At 64.5% G+C, this 18,246-nt stretch carries 12 protein-coding genes and 1 rRNA gene; 7 read left to right on the forward strand and 6 right to left on the reverse strand.

All coding sequences use genetic code 11. From position 1 onward, the window contains the following. The first annotated feature begins 195 nt into the window (after positions 1-195). Positions 196-2,880: a cation-transporting P-type ATPase gene (locus tag C8E02_RS15410; RefSeq protein WP_120812187.1), complete on the forward strand. Its 2,685-nt coding sequence runs from the start codon at positions 196-198 to the stop codon at positions 2,878-2,880. 78 nt (positions 2,881-2,958) lie between these two features. Here the strand turns inward: C8E02_RS15410 and C8E02_RS15415 are convergent, their stop codons facing one another. After that, entirely contained in the window at positions 2,959-3,885 is a 927-nt protein-coding gene (locus tag C8E02_RS15415) for a LysR family transcriptional regulator (protein WP_120812189.1), read from the reverse strand. A 97-nt stretch (positions 3,886-3,982) separates the two neighbouring features. Here C8E02_RS15415 and metE point away from each other — a divergent pair, with 97 nt between their 5' ends. Further along, on the forward strand, positions 3,983-6,268 hold the full coding sequence (metE, locus tag C8E02_RS15420) for a 5-methyltetrahydropteroyltriglutamate--homocysteine S-methyltransferase (protein WP_120812192.1): 2,286 nt from the start codon (positions 3,983-3,985) through the stop codon (positions 6,266-6,268). 13 nt (positions 6,269-6,281) lie between these two features. Here the strand turns inward: metE and C8E02_RS15425 are convergent, their stop codons facing one another. After that, a complete protein-coding gene (locus C8E02_RS15425) occupies positions 6,282-7,499 on the reverse strand; it encodes a 6-phosphofructokinase (protein ID WP_120812194.1) in 1,218 nt (405 codons plus the stop codon). Between the two features lie 279 nt (positions 7,500-7,778). On the opposite strand from C8E02_RS15425, the gene C8E02_RS15430 reads away from it, so the two are divergent. Together C8E02_RS15430 and C8E02_RS15435 are read left to right on the forward strand one after the other, a co-directional pair. Further along, complete coding sequence (locus tag C8E02_RS15430) at positions 7,779-8,285, forward strand: DUF3015 family protein (protein ID WP_120812197.1); 507 nt, start codon at positions 7,779-7,781, stop codon at positions 8,283-8,285. Between the two features lie 94 nt (positions 8,286-8,379). Further along, the gene (locus C8E02_RS15435) at positions 8,380-10,266 is read left to right on the forward strand and encodes an Lnb N-terminal periplasmic domain-containing protein (RefSeq protein WP_147424508.1); all 1,887 of its coding nucleotides are present in this window, start codon (positions 8,380-8,382) and stop codon (positions 10,264-10,266) included. Between the two features lie 70 nt (positions 10,267-10,336). On the opposite strand, the gene parE is transcribed toward C8E02_RS15435, so the two are convergent. Genes parE through C8E02_RS15450 form a run of 3 tightly spaced genes read right to left on the reverse strand, consistent with a single transcriptional unit; the run spans position 10,337 to position 13,490 of the window. Further along, entirely contained in the window at positions 10,337-12,304 is a 1,968-nt protein-coding gene (parE, locus tag C8E02_RS15440; RefSeq protein ID WP_120812202.1) for a DNA topoisomerase IV subunit B, read from the reverse strand. Between the two features lie 19 nt (positions 12,305-12,323). After that, complete coding sequence (locus tag C8E02_RS15445; protein WP_120812205.1) at positions 12,324-12,935, reverse strand: DUF2238 domain-containing protein; 612 nt, start codon at positions 12,933-12,935, stop codon at positions 12,324-12,326. A 15-nt stretch (positions 12,936-12,950) separates the two neighbouring features. Next, complete coding sequence (locus tag C8E02_RS15450) at positions 12,951-13,490, reverse strand: RNA pyrophosphohydrolase (protein ID WP_047968362.1); 540 nt, start codon at positions 13,488-13,490, stop codon at positions 12,951-12,953. A gap of 316 nt (positions 13,491-13,806) precedes the next feature. Between C8E02_RS15450 and C8E02_RS15455 the strand changes: the two genes are divergently transcribed. The 3 genes from C8E02_RS15455 (at position 13,807) to pssA (ending at position 17,756) form a co-directional block, all read left to right on the forward strand. Next, complete coding sequence (locus tag C8E02_RS15455; protein ID WP_120812207.1) at positions 13,807-15,099, forward strand: glutamine synthetase family protein; 1,293 nt, start codon at positions 13,807-13,809, stop codon at positions 15,097-15,099. A 131-nt stretch (positions 15,100-15,230) separates the two neighbouring features. Then, on the forward strand, positions 15,231-16,328 hold the full coding sequence (locus C8E02_RS15460) for a polyamine ABC transporter substrate-binding protein (RefSeq protein WP_120812210.1): 1,098 nt from the start codon (positions 15,231-15,233) through the stop codon (positions 16,326-16,328). Positions 16,329-16,415: 87 nt separating this feature from the next. Beyond that, complete coding sequence (pssA, locus tag C8E02_RS15465) at positions 16,416-17,756, forward strand: CDP-diacylglycerol--serine O-phosphatidyltransferase (RefSeq protein WP_120812213.1); 1,341 nt, start codon at positions 16,416-16,418, stop codon at positions 17,754-17,756. A 400-nt stretch (positions 17,757-18,156) separates the two neighbouring features. Here the strand turns inward: pssA and rrf are convergent. Continuing rightward, a 5S ribosomal RNA gene (rrf, locus tag C8E02_RS17840) occupies positions 18,157-18,246 on the reverse strand; the annotation flags it as partial.

Consider the following 18,246-nt stretch of genomic DNA (forward strand, 5'->3'; position numbering starts at 1 on the left):
CGCCGGCCGTGGCCGGCGTTAACATGCCATCAGCAAACAGCATGCCCAAGCGGGCAGATCATCGCACTGACGCCGCCGGCTGCGCAAAGTTTTGCGGCAATCTTTGCGATCCGTCAAAACATGTCCCGGCATGGAAACCATGCACCGGCCGCGCCACTCTACACTGCGTGCAGTTCACTCAAGGATAGCCCGCCCATGAAGCCTGCAACACCCGCCCCGCACTGGCATGCCGAAGACACCGCCCAGGTGATGCAGCACTGGCAAAGCAGCGACGACGGCCTCAGCCAGCACGCCGCGGCGGAACGGCTGCAACGCTACGGCCGCAACAGCCTGCCGCAGCCGGCCGCGAAGAGCCTGTGGCTGCGCTTTGTGCTGCAATTCCACAACCTGCTGATCTACGTGCTGCTCGCCGCCGCGCTCGGCACCCTGCTGCTGGCCGACTACGTCGACAGCGCGGTGATCTTCGGCGTGGTGCTGATCAATGCCGTGATCGGCACCATCCAGGAAGGGCGCGCCGAGAGCGCGCTGGCGGCGATCCGCAACATGCTGGCACTGCAGGCGACGGTGATCCGCGACGGCGAGCGCCACGATGTCGACGCCAGCACGCTGGTGCCCGGCGACATCGTGCTGCTGCAAAGCGGTGACAAGGTGCCGGCCGACCTGCGCCTGCTCGACGGTCGCTCGCTGCGCGTCGACGAGGCGGCGCTGACCGGCGAATCGCTGCCGGTGAGCAAGGACTTTGCCGCGCTGCCGGCGGCGACACCACTGGCCGAGCGCCGCAACATGGCCTACGCCGGCACCCTGGTCTGCTTCGGCCAGGCGCGCGGGCTGGTGATCGCCACCGGCCGCGACACCGAGCTTGGTCGCATCAATGCCATGCTCGATCAGGTCGGCGACAACGTCACGCCGCTGATGCGGCAGCTGGACCAGTTCGCGCGCTGGCTGACCGGTGCCACGCTGCTGGTGGCCAGCGTCACCCTGCTGCTGGGCGTGTACTGGCGCGGCCACAGCTGGCCGGACATGTTCATGGCCGGCGTCGGGCTGGCGGTGGCGGCGATTCCGGAAGGGCTGCCCGCCATCGTCACCATCACGCTGGCAATCGGCGTCGAGCGCATGGCCCGCCAGCGCGCCATCATGCGCAAGCTGCCGGCGGTGGAGACACTGGGCGCGGTGACGGTGATCTGCTCCGACAAGACCGGCACCCTGACCTGCAACGAGATGACCGCCGGCCGCATCGTCACCCGCGAGCGCCAGCTGCGCGTCAGCGGCGTCGGCTACGCACCGGAAGGCGGCCTGTTCCACGGCGACGCGCCGCTGCACTACGGCCAGCACGCCCCGCTCGACGCGCTGCTGCGCGCCGCGGCACTGTGCAACGACGCCAGCCTGCAACACGTCGCCGGCCAGTGGCAGCTCAGCGGCGACCCCACCGAAGGCGCGCTGCTGACGCTGGCGCACAAGGCGCAGCTGCCGCTGACCAGCCTGCAGCACAGCCTGCCGCGGCAGGACGCCATCCCGTTCGAATCGGAACACCGCTTCATGGCCACCCTGCACCACGACCACGACGGCCACCGCCTGATCCTGCTCAAGGGCGCGCCGGAGGTGCTGCTGGCGCGCGCCAGCCACCAGCAGCAGGAACACGGCCACACCAGCCTCGAACTGGCGTTCTGGCAACAGCAGGCGCAAGCCTTGGCCGGCGACGGCTACCGCGTGCTGGCCATCGCCGAACGTCGCCAGGCGCACTGCAGCAGCGAGCTGGACTTTGCCGACACCGAGGACCAGTTGCTGCTGCTCGGCCTGGTCGGCATGATCGACCCGCCGCGCGAGGAAGCCGCGCGCGCGGTGGCGCTGTGCCAGAGCGCCGGCATCCGCATCAAGATGATCACCGGCGACCACGCCGGCACCGCCGCCGCCATCGGCGGCCGTCTCGGCATCGGCGACGGGCTGCGCGCGCTGAGCGGCAGCGACATCGACGCGCTGGACGACGCGGCGCTGGCGCTGGCGGTGCGCGACATCGACGTGTTCGCCCGCGCCAGCCCGGAACACAAGCTGCGCCTGATCGCCGCGCTGAAGCACAACGGCGAGGTGGTGGCGATGACCGGCGATGGCGTCAACGACGCCCCGGCACTGAAGCAGGCCGACGTCGGCGTCGCCATGGGCGGCAAGGGCACCGAGGCGGCCAAGGAGGCGGCGGAGATGGTGATCACCGACGACAATTTCGCCACGCTGGCGCTGGCGGTGCGCGAGGGGCGCACCGTGTACGACAACCTGAAAAAGGCCATCCTGTTCATCCTGCCCACCAACGTCGGCCAGGCGCTGATCATCATCGCCGCCATCCTGTTCGGCGTGGCGCTGCCGATCAGCCCGGTGCAGATCCTGTGGGTGAACATGGTGTCGGCGGTGACACTGGCGCTGGCCTTCGCCTTCGAGCCGACCGAGCGCGGCGTGATGCGGCGCCCGCCGCGACCGCCGCAGGCCGGGCTGATCGACGCGCTGTTCGTGTGGCGGCTGGCCTTTGTCGGCGCGCTGATGGTGGCGTTGCCGTTCGCGCTGTACCTGTGGGCGCTGGACGGCGGCCACTCGCAGGCGCTGGCCAGCACGCTGGCGGTGAACAGCATGGTGGCGATCGAGATCGCCTACCTGTTCAACAGCCGCCACCAGCACAGCAGCGCGCTGACGCTGCGCGTGCTGGGCGGCAACCGCATCGCGCTGTGGTGCGTGGCCATCCTGCTGCTGCTGCAGCTGGCGTTCAGCTACCTGCCGTGGCTGCACGCCCTGTTCGGCACCGCCTCGCCGGCGCTCTCGCACTGGGGGCTGATCGCGGCCAGCGGCGTGCTCGCCTTCCTGCTGATCGAGGCGGAAAAGGCGCTGCTGCGGCGCTGAATCTGTCCATATTGCAGCCCACCCTGCGGCCAACCTTGCGCGACTGGCGCAAGGTTGGCCGCAAGCATGCCAGTCATGTCAGCCCAGCACACTCAGCCCCGGCAAGGTGGCGAAGCTCTGCTCGCGCACCGTGGCGAGGAAGTCGTGCATATAGGCCAGGTTGGCGTCGTCGCTGCGCAGCGCGGCGTACAGCTCGCTGTGCAGGCCGGCCTCGCCGATGCGCGCGGCGCTGACGTAGCCGCGTTCCAGGTACGGTTTCACCGCCCAGAACGGCAGCGCCGCCACGCCGCGGCGGCTGGCCACCAGCTGGATGATGGCGATGGTCAGCTCCGAGGTGCGTCGCGCCGGGTTGATGCCGGCCGGCTTCAGCACCTTGCGCACCAGGTCCAGCATCGCGTCCGGCACCGGGTAGCTGATCAGCGTCTCGGCGGCAAAATCTTCGGCGTGCCACACCTTCTGCGCCGCCAGCGGGTGATCGTGGGCGGCGATGGCCACCATCTCGTAACCGAACAGCGGCTGGTGTGCGACGCCGGGATGCGCCTCGGCCTCCGACACGATCGCCAGATCGGCGCGCCCGGTCAGCAGCAGGCCCACCGGATCGGTATGGAAGCCGGAGACGATATCCAGCTCCACCGCCGGCCAGTGCTGGCGGAAGCTGTCCATCGCCGGCATCAGCCAGTCGAAACAGGTATGGCACTCCACCGCGATGCGCAGCTCGCCGGCCTCGCCCTCGCGCAGTCGCGCCAGATCGCGCTCGGCGGCGCTGATGCGGGCGTGCACCTCGCGCGCCAGCAGCAGCAAGCGCTCGCCGGCCGGCGTCAGGCGCAGCGGCTGTGTCTTGCGCTCGAACAGGCTGAGGCCGTAGTGCTCCTCCAGCGCCTTGATCTGGTGCGACAGCGCCGATTGTGTCAGGAATACCCGTTTCGCCGCCTGCGACACGCTGCCGGTGTCGGCCAGCGCCAGCAGCGTCTTCAGGTGGCGTAGTTCCAGCAGGCTCTGGCTCATGAATCAGCCTCATGTGAAGTAGCAAAATAATGAATTTGTCTCATGTCGATGATTATCGCATGATCAATGCACAAATTTCATACAGAAAGACTCCAACATGAGCACTATTCATCTTGCCGGCTTCCCCCGCATCGGCGCCAAGCGCGAACTGAAATTCCTGGTCGAGAAGTTCTGGAAAAACGAAATCGACGACGCCGCGCTGCAGGCCGGCGCGCGCGAGTTGCGCCAGAAGCACTGGCTGCTGCAAAAAGGCGCCGGCCTCGACATCAGCCCGGTCGGCGACTTCTCGCTGTACGACCACGTGCTCGACGCACAGGTACTGGTCGGCGCCATCCCTCGCCGCTTCGGCTTCGATGCGGCCAAGCTTTCCAGCGCGCAGTATTTCCAGCTGGCACGCGGCAACAGCAGCCAGCACGCCATCGAAATGACCAAGTGGTTCGACAGCAACTACCACTACCTGGTCCCGGAGTGGCACGCCGACACCGCCTTTGCGGCCAACCCGGCGCCGCTCTTGGCACAGATCGCCGAGGCGCAGGCGCTGGGCATCAAGAGCAAGCCGGTGCTGATCGGGCCGCTGACCCTGCTGTGGCTGGGCAAGTGCAAGGGCGCCGCCTTTGACCGCCTGACACTGCTGCCGGCGCTGCTGCAAACCTATCAGGACCTGCTCGCGGCCCTCAATGCCGCAAAAGTAGACTGGGTGCAGCTGGACGAACCGATCCTGGCGCTGGACCTGCCGGCCGAGTGGCTGGCGGCGTTCGCCCCCGCCTACGCCGAGCTGGCGGCCAGCCCGCTGCAACTGCTGCTGGCCACCTACTTCGGCAGCGTGGCGGAGCACGCCGAACTGCTGAAGGCGCTGCCGGTGGCCGGCCTGCACCTGGATCTGGTGCGCGCGCCGCAACAGCTGGCGACCTTCGTACAAGGTTGGCCGCAGGACAAGGTGCTGTCCGCCGGTGTCATCGACGGCCGCAATATCTGGCGTGCCGATCTCGACGCCGTGCTGCAGCAGGCCGAGGCCTTGCACGCGCAGCTGGGCGAGCGGCTGTGGCTGGCGCCGAGCTGCTCGCTGCTGCACAGCCCGTTCGACCTGGCGCAGGAAGGCCAGCTCGATGTCGACCTGAAGAGCTGGCTGGCGTTCGCGGTGCAGAAGCTGAACGAACTGAAACTGCTCAAGCGCGGCCTGCAACAGGGGCGCGCCAGCATCGAGAACGAGCTGGCGGCCAGCAACTACGCCCGCGAGCAGCGCCGCAGCAGCCCGCGCATCCACCGTGCCGAGGTGGCACAAAGGTTGGCCGCACTGCCGGCCGGCAGCGACCGCCGCGCCAGCCCGTTCGCACAGCGCGCGCCGTTGCAGCACGCGTGGCTCAAGCTGCCGCTGCTGCCGACCACCACCATCGGCTCCTTCCCGCAGACCAGCGAGATCCGCGCCGCGCGCGCCGCGTTCAAGCGTGGCGAACTCGACGCCGCCAGCTACGAAGCCGCGATGAAGGCGGAGATCGAACTGGTGATCCGCAAGCAGGAGCTGCTCGACATCGACGTGCTGGTGCACGGCGAGGCGGAGCGCAACGACATGGTGGAGTACTTCGGCGAGCAGCTGGCCGGCTTCGCCTTCACCGAATACGGCTGGGTGCAGAGCTATGGCAGTCGCTGCGTGAAGCCGCCCGTCATCTACGGCGACGTGGCGCGACCAACGCCGATGACGGTGCGCTGGGCGGTGTACGCGCAGAGCCTGTCGCCGCGCCCGGTGAAGGGCATGCTCACCGGCCCGGTCACCATCCTGCAGTGGAGCTTCGTGCGCAACGACCTGCCGCGCAGCGCGGTGTGCCGCCAGATCGCGCTGGCGATCAACGACGAGGTGCTGGATCTGGAAAACGCCGGCATCAAGGTGATCCAGATCGACGAGCCGGCGGTGCGTGAAGGCCTGCCGCTACAGCGCGGCGACTGGGATGCGTATCTCGCCTGGGCCGGCGAGGCGTTCCGCCTGTCCTGCGCCGGCGTCGACGACAGCACCCAGATCCACACCCACATGTGCTACTCGGAATTCGGCGACATCCTGCCGGCCATCGCCGCGCTGGACGCCGACGTGATCACCATCGAGACCTCGCGCTCGGACATGGAATTGCTGCGCGACTTCGGCAGCTTCCAGTACCCGAACGAGATCGGCCCCGGCGTCTACGACATCCACAGCCCGCGCATCCCGGGCGAAGCCGAACTGGACAAGCTGCTGGCCAAGGCGCTGCAGGTGATCCCGGCCGAACGGCTGTGGGTGAACCCGGACTGCGGCCTGAAAACACGCGGCTGGCCGGAAACCGAGGCCGCGCTGCAGGCGATGGTGAACGTCACCAAGCGCCTGCGCGCGAAGCTGGGCACCACCGCGCAGGCCTAAGCACCGCGCAACATCAGGGCAGCAGCGGCGGCCACGCCGGACAGCGCAAGTCCGGCAGGCCGTCGGCAAAGGCCAGCGCTTGTTCACCCTGCAGCAGCGGCCGCAGGTAGGCGACAAACGCCGGCGTCACCGACAGGCCGTCGGCGGCGATGAAGTCCGCCGGCAGCGCGCGCTCGCGGTTGGCGACCGCCGCCAGCGGCAGCGGCGACAGTTGCCAGTCGGTGCCGGCGGCGCCTTGCTGCCGTTGCAGCGCCAACATCACCCCGCCCTGCCCGGCCAGCGCCGTCGCCACCGCCTGTTGCCCCAGCCGGTAAGCCTGCTGCGCATCGACCGCCGACACCAGATGCCGCGCCGCGCGCTGCAGGCAGTCCACCAGCGCCACGTGCGCCTTCACCCCCAGCTGCTGTTGCAGCCGTTGCGCCAGCCACATGCCGGCACCGCCGAGGTGCTCGTGGCCGTACACCGCATCGGCGTGCAGCTGCGCGACGAAACGACCGTCGGCATGGCGCAGCCCTTCCGACACCGCGATCACGCAGCAGCCACTGGCCGCCAGCCGCTGCCGTACCGCCGCCAGCAGCCGCGCCTCGTCGAACGCCACCTCCGGCAGCAGCAACAGCGGCGCCGCCTCGCCCGGCAAGGCCGCCAGCGCGCAGGCCGCGGTCAGCCAGCCGACGTGACGGCCCATGGTCTCCATGATGAACACCCGCTGCTGCGCCATGCTGCGCACGTCCAGCGTCACCTCGCGCAGGCTGCTGGCCAGATACTTCGCCGCCGACGGATAGCCGGGGCTGAAATCGGTGCCTTCCAGATCGTTGTCGATGGTCTTCGGGATGCCGACCACCTGCAGCGGCAGCGCGAAACGCTCGCCCAGCTGCTGCAGCAGCCGTGCCGTCTCCATCGAGCCGTTGCCGCCGTTAAGCAGCACCTGGCCGATGTCGAAGCGACGCAGCACCTCGGCCAGTTGCTGCCAGCCGGCGGCATCGTCCGCGAACGACGCCAGGATGTCGCGGCTGCTGCCGAACGCGGCGCCCGGCAGGCTGCCGAGGCGGGCGATATCGGCGGCGCTGGCGGCGTCCAGATCCAGCAGCCGCCCGGCACGCAGCCCGGCGAGGCCGTCGGCGGCGGCACACACCGCCACGCCCTGCGCGCGCGCGGCTTCGATCACGCCCTGGGCGGAGCTGTTGAGCACGGCGGTGGGGCCGCCGGACTGCAGGTAGAGCAGACGGGACATGATGCTTCTCGTGGGGGGCTATAGCCGAATTGTAGCCAGCCGTCGCCGGCCTGAGCGAAGGAGATGAGAATGCCAGTTGATGATGTCTATAAACTATATAAATTAACTGCCACCACCTGTGAAATGACCTCGCAAAATTGATGTTGATCAAGGTGGTTTTGTGATGGCCAACTATAAAAATTTATATAAGATGCAATTATTTCACAATAAAAACATATGGCATAATAGAAACGCATTCAAAAAAATGAATGCGTTTAACCAAAATCACACGAGAAAAATATGCGTAAATTCGTCTTGAACACAGCTGCAATCATCTTGGCATCTACCTTCAGCGTAGCCAGCTTCGCCGACTCCGGCAGCAAAGAACCAGGCTCTGGTCCGAACCCATTCACCGATTGCGGCATTGGTGCCGCACTGTTCCCGAACACCCACTGGGCAGCCGTCAGCTCTAACGTCATCTGGGACGTGGGTATTACTGCTGTTACTTCCGCAACCCTCAGCCCGCAAACTTGCTCCGGTAAGAAAGTCAAAGTTGCACTGTTCATTCGTGACACTCACGAGCAACTAGCAGAAGAACTGGCCCGCGGCGAGGGCAAGCACCTGACGGCAGCACTGGACATGTTCCAATGCGGCGCAGGGCAACGTCAGCAGGCAATCACTACTGCTCGTAGCGGCCTGGGCCAAGCGGTTGCAATGCCGGGTTACGCCGAGCAGTCCCAGCTTGGCCACGCCGGTCAGCTCTACAATATCATAGAGAGCGCGGCCAACCACGCGTGTGCCGTGTAACAAGCAATGAACCGGCTGCTTGTACCTACGCACTTCAGCCAGTCAAGAAAGACAAACCCCCGGCTTATGCCGGGGGTTTTCATGAAAAGCCACCGTGAAACCTTCAGTCTGCACTCTCTTCAATTTCGCCACTATCCTGCTCTGCGGTCTTTGCCAGACCGTTAATGCCTCGGCCAGCGAGTTGTCCTCGCTGGCACAGTCGGCTATGTGGCAAAAACTAGTCTTGTACGAAGCTGACAGCAGCAGTCCCAGTGGACTCAGAAGTGCCATACACAGCCCTGAGTTTTTTCTGGCAAAAGATGGCACCACCAATCCTGAGTCCGAACTGCAAGCCACAATCAACGCCCTGCTTGCTTCCCCCACAGATCAGCCCGACCAGCACGCCAAATGCCGCTTTCCTGCCCGCTTAATCTGGCTTCTGGAAAAACTGCCTGAGAAAAAAGCACAATTACAGCCGCTGGCTTGTCCTGAGTTTTCGGCTTGGTCACACGAGAAAAAAATCGACTCGGTGAGCCTGGTCTTTGCCAACGGCTACCTCGGCAACCCGGCATCCTACTACGGTCATATTTTTCTGAAATTCAACGACCGAGAGAACGCCGAAAATTCGCGATTGCTTGATCTGACATTGAATTTTGGCGCCATCCTCGATAAACAGGATGACCCGATAAGCTATATCGTCAAGGGCATCAGTGGTGGTTATGACGGAGGTTTCAGCCCGATCGAGTTCCATTTCCATACTTCCACCTATGGCGAAAAAGAGCTGCGAGATCTTTGGGAGTATCGTCTAAACCTCTCTGAAGCCGCCGTACAGATGGTTGTTGCCCACTCGTGGGAGGTGATGCGGAAACGGTATGTCTATTATTTTTTCCAGCGCAATTGCGCCTATCGTGCCGCTGAATTGCTCCAGATCGTTGATGGTATCCGAGTCGTTCCCGGCAACCAACCATGGCTTATCCCGCAAACTCTGATCCAGAAATTAGCCGATACCCGGCTTGAGGGGCAGCCACTTATAGCCAACGCGATTTACCACCCATCCAGACAGTCGCGGTTGTACGAGAAATACAGCTCACTCTCCCATGAGGAACAACGTCTTATCAGCCGCATCAGTGACAAAACAGCAATACTTGAAACCCCCGAGCTAAACGCTTTGCCAATGGAAAAAAAGCAGGCGGTTATTGATACCCTGATAGATTACTACCAATTCAACCTTGCAAGAGATAGCAGCGAACAGAACAAGAAGGCACCGCCTGAATATTTCTCAGCCCTGACTGCACGCTTAATGCTTCCGCCAGGCACGCCAGATGTCACCGCTCAGCAGAGTGGCTCGCCAGAAAGGGGACGTTCCCCCAGCTGGGTTCAACTAGGGATAGTCCACACCGATGCCGGTCATAACAGCCAGCTCCTGCGATTAAGGCCCGCGTATTACGATGCCCTTGATGCGGGTAGCGCCCAAGTCAAGAATGGTGCACTGAGCATGGGGGAAGTTCAGCTGGAGCATCAGCAGGGCAAACTTTCCTTGCGCCAGCTTGACCTGATAACGATTGATAGCGTCAACCCGGCCGTCACTGGCTTGCCTGGCGATCGGGGTTTTGGCTGGAAACTGAAAGCCGGCGTGGAGCAGGATCGCCTGTCCTGCCGGCATTGTCTGGTGGGACGACTGCAAGGCGACATTGGCCTTGGGCATCAACTTGGCAGCAAGTGGTTCGCCTCGGTTTATGCCGGCGGTGCAGTCCAGGAGAGCTCCCCTGATTACGACAATGCTTTTGCCAGACTCAGCAGCACCATCCTGTTCCGACCGACAAGCGAGCTCGGCATCAGAATGAGTTACGAGTGGCGCAAGCCCATCACCTCTGGCAAACCCAGCCACAGCATCAGCACGGTAGAAGCCCGCCGGGCCTTGGGCAAGGACTACGACGTGAGACTCTCCTTGGAACGCGATCAGCGCGATCGACTGGTGCTCGCCACCGGCTACTACTGGTAACCCCCGCCAGCACGAAAAAGGCCGCAAGCCCGGACGGGGTTGCGGCCAACCTTGGCGATGTACGACCGGCTCAGATGTCGGCTTCGACCTCGTTGCCCTTGGCTTCCATCCAGCTGCGGCGGCTGGAGGCCTCGCCCTTGCCCATCAGCATCACGAACATGTCGCGCGTTTCGGCAAAGGCACCGGCGCGCACCCGCACTCGCGACAGGCGGCGGGTATCCGGGTTCATGGTGGTGTCCTTCAGCTGTTCCGGGTTCATCTCGCCCAGACCCTTGAAGCGCGAGATGCTCCACGCGTTTTCCTTCACCCCCTCGCTGCGCAGGCGGTCGAGGATGGCGGTCATCTCGCCCTCGTCAAGCGCGTACAGCTTGCGCGGCGGACGGTTCTTGCCCTGCCCCGGCACGTCGACGCGGAACAGCGGTGGCTGGGCGATGTAGATGTTGCCGTTGTCGATCAGCCGCGGGAAGTGGCGGAAGAACAGCGTCAGCAGCAGTACCTGGATGTGCGAGCCGTCGACGTCGGCATCGGACAGGATGGCGATCTTGCCGTAGCGCAGGCCGGACAGGTCCGGGGTATCGTCGACCCCGTGCGGATCGACGCCGATGGCCACCGCCATGTCGTGGATCTCGGCGTTGGAGAACAGCTGGTCGCGGTCGGTTTCCCAGCTGTTGAGCACCTTGCCGCGCAGCGGCAGGATGGCCTGGTACTCCTTGTCGCGCGCCAGCTTGGCCGAGCCGCCGGCGGAGTCGCCCTCCACCAGGAACAGCTCGTTGCGCTCGATGTCCTCGCTCTCGCAGTCGGTGAGTTTTCCCGGCAGCACCGCCACGCCGGAGCCTTTTTTCTTCTCCACCTTCTTCACGGATTTGAGGCGGCTCTGCGCCTGGCGGATGGCCAGCTCGGCGATCTTCTTGCCGGCTTCCACGTGCTGGTTCAGCCACAGCTCTACCGGGTCGCGGGCGAGGCCGGAGATCAGTTTCAGTGCGTCGCGGCTGGTGAGCTTGTCCTTGGTCTGGCCCTGGAACTGCGGATCGAGCACCCTCGCCGACAGCACGAAGCGCACCCGGCTCCACACGTCTTCCGCCATCAGTTTGACGCCGCGCGGCAGCAGGTTGTGGTGGTCGATGAAGCTCTTCACCGCCTCGAACACGCCGGCGCGCAGGCCGGCCTCGTGGGTGCCGCCGGACGGGGTCGGGATCAGGTTGACGTAGCTCTCGCCGCTGGCGCCGTCCTCGAACCACGCCATTGCCCATTGCACGCCCTCGCCGCGGGCGAACTGCTCGTGGTCGTCACCGATGAAGGCCTCGCTGGCGAACAGCGGCGCCACCGGCTCGTCGCCGTTGCACAGCTCGGCGAGATAGCTTTTCAGCCCTTCCGGGTATTGCCACACCTTGACCTCGTCGCCACCCGGGCGCTCCACCGTCAGCGTCACCGCCACGCCGGGCAGCAGCACCGCCTTGGCGCGCAGCAGGCGCTCCAGCTCCGCCAGCGAATAGCGCGGCGTTTCGAAATACTTGCCGTCCGGCCACACCCGCACGCGGGTGCCGCTGGTGCGCGGGCCGCAGTCACCGATGCGCGCCAGCGGCTCGATCACGTCGCCGCCGGCGAACACCAGGCGGTGCACACCGCCCTCGCGCTTGACCTCGACTTCCAGCCGCGTCGACAGCGCGTTGGTCACCGACACGCCGACGCCGTGCAGGCCGCCGGAGAATGCGTAGGCGCCGCCGTCCTTCTTGTTGAACTTGCCGCCGGCGTGCAGGCGGGTGAACACCAGTTCCACCACTGGTACGCCTTCCTGCGGGTGCAGCCCAACCGGGATGCCGCGGCCGTCGTCTTCCACGCTCAGCGAGCCGTCCTGGTGCACGGTGACCGCGATCTTGCGCGCAAAGCCGCCCAGCGCCTCGTCGGCGGCGTTGTCGATCACTTCCTGGCAGATGTGGGTGGGGTCGGTGGTGCGGGTGTACATGCCCGGTCGTTCCTTGACCGGCTCCAGCCCCTTGAGTACCCGGACCGAGGATTCGTCGTAATTCTGTTGTGTCATGGCTTGTCTATTCAGAGATTCAGTAGCGCGCCGCGCGCAACGCGGCCAGCTGCCGGTTGTGGGTCGGCGTCAGAATGAGTTGCGCCAGCACGGCGCCGCACAGGGCCAGGAACATGTCCCACTGCGTATCCCACGGGTCGCCCTGGGTGGCGAGAAAGGCATCGGCACCGGCGCCCAGCGCCAGCGCCGCCCACCATTCGATCAGCTCGTACAGCGCGGAGAAGGCCAGGCAGAAGCAGGTGGCGAGAAAGGCCAGCCAGCCGCCATGCAATGGCGTCTTGCGGCTGAGCACCTCGCGCGCCAGCAGCGCCGGGAAGAAGCCCTGCGCGATATGGCCGATGCGGTCGTAGTGGTTGCGGCTGAAGTCGAAGGCGTCCTGCAGCCAGAAGCCGAGCGGAGTTTCGGCATAGGTGTAGTGCGCACCGACCAGCAGCACCACCGCGTGCAGCGCCATCGCCCATGCGGCCAACCTTGTCCACGGAAAACGCGACCACAGCAGCCAGACCAGCGGCAGGCCCAGCACCGCCGGCAGCGCCTCCATCCACCACACCGCGACGTCGGCCGGTTGCCATGCCGACCAGGCAGCAACAACGGCCACGCCTGCAAATGCAGTGCGTGGCCGCGAAGGCATCGGATTGCTCAAGGATTAGCTCCCGTCCGGTTGCCGGTGCCGGCTGCCGGCCACCCGCCCCAGATATTCGCCACGGCTTTCCACGCCCTTGATGAAGCGCATCAGCTCGGTGAGCGCACGCTCGTACACGTCGCGCTTGAATTCGATCACGTTGTCGATCGGTTCCCAGTAGTCGCTCCAGCGCCAGCCGTCGAACTCCGGATGGTTGGTGGCGCGCAAACACACGTCGCAATCGCGGCCGGTGAGGCGCAACAGGAACCAGATCTGCTTCTGGCCGCGATAGCTGCCGCGCCACTCGCGGCGCACCCAGTTGGTGGGCACGTCGTAGCGCAGCCAGTCGCGGGTACGCCCCAGAATCTTGACGTGCTGCGGCAACAGGCCGACTTCTTCTTCCAGTTCGCGATACATGGCGGCTTCCGGGCTTTCGCCCGGCTTGATGCCGCCCTGTGGAAACTGCCACGAGTGCTCGCGCACGCGCTTGCCCCAGAACACCTCGTTATGATGATTGACGAGGATGATTCCGACATTGGGGCGGTATCCGTCCCGGTCCAGCATGACAAAACCTGCAATATCGTTAGTTGACCGGATTTTTGCACATTTTGCCGGTAGCCGCCATGAGCAAGGTGTGGCGCCGGCGCTCACCACCAGCGACCATCGTTAAATAAAATTGACGTTTTTGCGATTTTTAGGTTAAAAAAATAGACACACGACCCGCCACCCGGAGTCCACGATGCCCTATTGCTGCACCACGCCCGTTGCCGGCAGCCAGATCCGGCTGCCGCTGGGCGTCTTTGAGCAGCCGCTCAGCACCTACGGCCGCCCGCGCTGAATTGTCCGTCTCCCGACAACTCACGCAGCAAAGGTATCTGACATGTCCGATCTGCAGCAATGGCTGAGCGCCCAGCGCATCAGCCACATCGAATGCCTGTTTCCCGATCTCAACGGCCAGGCGCGCGGCAAACTCATTCCCTGCCACAGCTATCTCGACAGCGCCGAACAGCGCTTCCCGCAAGTCAGCCTGATCCAGACCCTGGACGGCGATCCGCAACAGCAGCTGGTCGCAGACAGCGACCCCGACATGCGCCTGCGCGCCGACCCGCGCACCCTGTACCTGAAGCCGGACAGCGGCAACGGCCAGCGCGTCGCGCAGCTGATCCACGACTGTCTCGACGCCGATGGCGAACCGATCCCGTTCGCGCCGCGCAACGTGCTGCAACGCGTCTTGGCTGCCTACCGGCAGCGCGGCTGGCAGCCGGTGGTCGCGCCCGAGATCGAGTTCTACCTGCTCGCCGCCGACGGCCAGCCGCTCAGCCCCACGCGCCAGCCGTACAGCGTGGATCAGGCGCCGGCCCACGCCGCCTTCTTTGCCGAGCTGGAGCAGCTGTGCGCGCAGCAGCACATCGCCAGCGACACCATGCTCAGTGAAGTCGGCAATGGCCAGTTCGAGATCAACCTGCAACACGGCGACGCGCTGGCCCTGGCCGACCAGGTGTTCCTGTTCAAGCGCAGCGCCAAAACGTTGGCCGCACGCCACGGCCTGCTGGCCACCTTCATGGCCAAGCCGTTCGCCGACGATGCGGGCAGTGCGATGCACATCCACCAGAGCCTGGTCGATACCCACGGCCACAACCTGTTCAGCCAGCCGGACGGCAGCGCCGCGCCGCGCTTCTGGCATTACCTGGGCGGCCTGCAACGCTACCTGCCGGCGGCGATGCTGCTGCTGGCGGCCAACCCCAACGCCTACCGTAGGCTGAGCCCGCACAGTGCGGCGCCGATCAATGTCGAGTGGGGCATCGACAACCGCAGCTGCGGCCTGCGCGTGCCGGACAGCACCCCGGCGGCGCGGCGCGTGGAAAACCGCCTGCCCGGCATGGACTGCAATCCCTACCTCGCCATGGCCGCCACGCTGGCCTGCGGCTTGCTTGGCATGGAGCAGGCCATTGCACCCGGCGCGCCGCTGTCCGGCAGTGCCTACGGCATGGCGGCCACCCTGCCCGCCAGCCTGCCGCAGGCGATCGCTGCCCTGCGCGACGAACAGGCGCTGCACCCGCTGCTGCATCCGCAGTTCGTGGCCAGCTTCTGCGCACTGAAAGAGGTTGAATGGCAGACATTCGCGCGTACCATTACACCATGGGAACGCCAGCAGTTACTGCAGCAGGCCTGAGCCGGCAGCCGCATGTCGCGGCTTGCCGGCCGGCCGGCGGCGGGGGTTTAATAAGCACTGGTTTTAAGTAGCGTTTTGCAGTCAAAATAACGTGTTCGATTACCTGAACCGCATCGCCAGGAGAAACTTGAATGAAACGATTTGCCCGCACCCTGCTTCTGGGCGCCGTCAGCGCCGCCTACGCCGGTAGCGCCGTCGCTGCCAGCAACGAACTGAACATCTACAACTGGTCGGATTACATCGCGGAAAGCACCATCCCCGGCTTCCAGAAGGCAACCGGCGTCAAGGTCCGTTACGACGTCTACGACAGTAACGAAATCCTGCAGGCCAAGATGCTGACCGGCAAATCCGGCTACGACATCGTCGTGCCATCCAACACCTTCCTCGCCAAGCAGATCCAGGCCAACCTGTACCTGCCACTGGACAAGAGCAAGCTGCCGAACTACAAGGACCTGGACCCGGAGCTGATGAAGCTGATGACCAAGTTCGACCCGGGCAACAAGTTCGCGGTACCGTACTTCTGGGGCATCAACACCATCGGCATCAACACCGACCGCGCCACCAAGGCACTGGGCGGCAAGCTGCCTGCCAACCAGTGGGACATGCTGTTCAAGCCTGAACACGCGGCTAAGCTGAAAAGCTGTGGCGTGAGCATGCTTGACTCCCCGGCGGAAGTATTCCCGATCGTGCTGCACTACATGGGCAAGGACCCGGCCAGCAAGAGCGAAGCCGACTACCGCGCCGCGGCCGACTTACTGAAAAGCATCCGTCCGCACGTGACCCGCTTCTCCTCCTCCGGCTACATCAATGAACTGTCCGGCGGCTCGCTGTGCCTGGTGCTGGGCTACGGCGGCGACATCAACATCGCCCGTACCCGCGCGGTGGAAGTGAAGAGCGGCGTCAAGGTGCAGGCACTGGTGCCGAAAGAAGGCGTCGGCATCTGGATCGACAGCATGGTGATCCCGAAGGACGCCAAGAACGCCGACAACGCCTACAAGTTCATCAACTACAGCCTGGATGCCAAGGTAGCTGCGGCCAACGCCAATGCCGTGACCTACGCGCCGGGCAGCCTGCCGGCACGCAAGTTCATCGACAAGGCCAACCTGGCCAACCCATCGATCTTCCCGAGCAAGGAAGTGATGGCCAAGAGCTTCGTGATGCTGCCGATGGATCCGAAAATCCAGCGCCTGACTACCCGCCTGTGGCAGGAATTCAAGACCCGCAAATAAGCGCCATGCACGCAAAAAGGCCGGAACATTCCGGCCTTTTTTCATTCACAATGGCAACAGCAACCTTCACGGACACCATTCGCCAGCATGCCGCTTTTTTCCCCTCGCCGTCCGGCACCCGCCGGCAACGGCTTTGCCGTTGATGCGGCCAACATCCATGTGCTGCACGACGCCAAGAGCTTTCATCAGCAACTGCTGCAGCAGATTGCGCAGGCCCAGCAGCGTATCCACTTGTGCAGCCTGTATCTGCAACACGATGAAGGCGGCGAGTCGATCCTGCTGGCACTGCATCAGGCCAAGCAGCAACGACCGCAGCTGGACATCCGGGTGTTTGTCGATTTTCACCGCGCGCGGCGCGGCCTGATCGGCGCCGGCAAGCAAGCCGGCAATGCGCAGTGGTACCAAGAGCTCAGCGCACGTTTCGGCCGTGAGCAGGTGCCCATCTACGGTGTGCCGGTACAGACGCGGGAGCTGTTCGGCGTACTGCACCTGAAGGGCTTCGTGATCGACGACTGGCTGATTTACAGCGGCGCCAGCCTCAACAACGTCTACCTGCATGTCGGCGAGCGCTACCGCTTCGACCGTTACCACCTGATCCGGGACCGCAAGCTGGCCGACAGCTTTTCGCACTACCTGTGCCAGCAGTTGCTGCCCTCCCCCGGCGTGCAACGCCTCGATGTCGCCGGCCTGCCACGCCCGGGCAAGGATGACATCAAGTCGCTGCGGCAACGGCTGGCCGGCTACGACTACCTGCCGGCGCCGACAACCGCCGAGCGCGGCCGCATCAGCATCACGCCGCTGAGCGGCGTCGGCAAGGACAACCGTTTCAACCAGCGTATCGAACAGCTACTGGGCAGCGCCCAGCACCGCATCACCCTGTGCACGCCCTACTTCAATCCGCCGAAAAGCATCCTGCGCATCCTGCAAAAACAGATCAGAAACGGCTTGCAGGTCGAGATCATCGTCGGCGACAAGACCGCCAACGACTTCTACACCCCACCCAGCGAGCCATTCCGCGTCATTTCGGCGCTGCCTTACCTATACGAGAGCAATCTGCGCCGCTTTGCCAAACGCAACCAGAGCGCGATGGCGCAGGGCAAGCTGCAGCTGCGTCTGTGGCAGCACGAGCACAACAGCTACCACCTGAAGGGCATCTGGGTCGACCAGGTCTGGCAGCTGGTCACCGGTAACAACCTCAACCCGCGTGCCTTCCGTCTCGACCTTGAGAACGGCCTGCTGCTGCATGATCCCGCTGGCCAACTACGGCAGCAAACCGCCGCCGAGCTCGACAACATCCGCCGTCACACGAAGCTACTGCAACACTATCGCCAGCTGGAAACGCTGCGCGACTATCCGGCCGCAGTCAAAACCCTGCTCGGCCGCCTCAAACGCATCCGCCTCGACCGCCTGCTCAACCGGCTGCTGTAACAGGTTTGGGCTGGGTGTTGCGATGTCATGGCGGCGCTGGGGCGTAGCAAAATGGCTCGTGATTGACCTAGCCTCCTCGATAGATGGGCTGCTCAATAGACGAGGGCAACCAGTCAAGCAGATAACCCCCTACCCCGAGCGGAAAGCGAGAACTGCGCCGAGCTTGGCAGACAAATAAAGCGCATCACGGGGAATGGCAATCGGATAGAAGCTGCGGCCCACAAGGTTGGCCGCAGCGGCGTTGTGCAGGCCGCGGCCACGCACCTCGCGGGCGACCCCGTTGGATCAGCGGCGGGGCGAGATGGGGAATTGAATGGCGGCCGCAACGTTTGCTACATTTGCCGCGCACAAAGCACAAAGCCCAGCTTGATGTCTCAAGCTGGGCTTTGTTTAAGGGGGCGTCTGGCGGTGTCCTACTTTCACACAGGTATCTGCACTATCATCGGCGCTAAGGCGTTTCACGGTCCTGTTCGGAATGGGAAGGCGTGGG

The sequence above is a fragment of the Vogesella indigofera genome (genome assembly GCF_003633895.1).
Taxonomy (GTDB): Bacteria; Pseudomonadota; Gammaproteobacteria; order Burkholderiales; family Chromobacteriaceae; genus Vogesella; species Vogesella indigofera.

What these genes read in the sequence shown, in the direction of transcription:
- metE (WP_120812192.1), top strand. Translation starts at nt 3,983, where the DNA reads ATGAGCACTATTCATCTTGCCGGCTTCCCCCGCATCGGCGCCAAGCGC.
- parE (WP_120812202.1), bottom strand. Translation starts at nt 12,304, where the DNA reads ATGACACAACAGAATTACGACGAATCCTCGGTCCGGGTACTCAAGGGG.
- pssA (WP_120812213.1), top strand. Translation starts at nt 16,416, where the DNA reads ATGCCGCTTTTTTCCCCTCGCCGTCCGGCACCCGCCGGCAACGGCTTT.
- C8E02_RS15415 (WP_120812189.1), bottom strand. Translation starts at nt 3,885, where the DNA reads ATGAGCCAGAGCCTGCTGGAACTACGCCACCTGAAGACGCTGCTGGCG.
- C8E02_RS15430 (WP_120812197.1), top strand. Translation starts at nt 7,779, where the DNA reads ATGCGTAAATTCGTCTTGAACACAGCTGCAATCATCTTGGCATCTACC.
- C8E02_RS15425 (WP_120812194.1), bottom strand. Translation starts at nt 7,499, where the DNA reads ATGTCCCGTCTGCTCTACCTGCAGTCCGGCGGCCCCACCGCCGTGCTC.
- C8E02_RS15445 (WP_120812205.1), bottom strand. Translation starts at nt 12,935, where the DNA reads ATGCCTTCGCGGCCACGCACTGCATTTGCAGGCGTGGCCGTTGTTGCT.
- C8E02_RS15410 (WP_120812187.1), top strand. Translation starts at nt 196, where the DNA reads ATGAAGCCTGCAACACCCGCCCCGCACTGGCATGCCGAAGACACCGCC.
- C8E02_RS15455 (WP_120812207.1), top strand. Translation starts at nt 13,807, where the DNA reads ATGTCCGATCTGCAGCAATGGCTGAGCGCCCAGCGCATCAGCCACATC.
- C8E02_RS15450 (WP_047968362.1), bottom strand. Translation starts at nt 13,490, where the DNA reads ATGCTGGACCGGGACGGATACCGCCCCAATGTCGGAATCATCCTCGTC.
- C8E02_RS15460 (WP_120812210.1), top strand. Translation starts at nt 15,231, where the DNA reads ATGAAACGATTTGCCCGCACCCTGCTTCTGGGCGCCGTCAGCGCCGCC.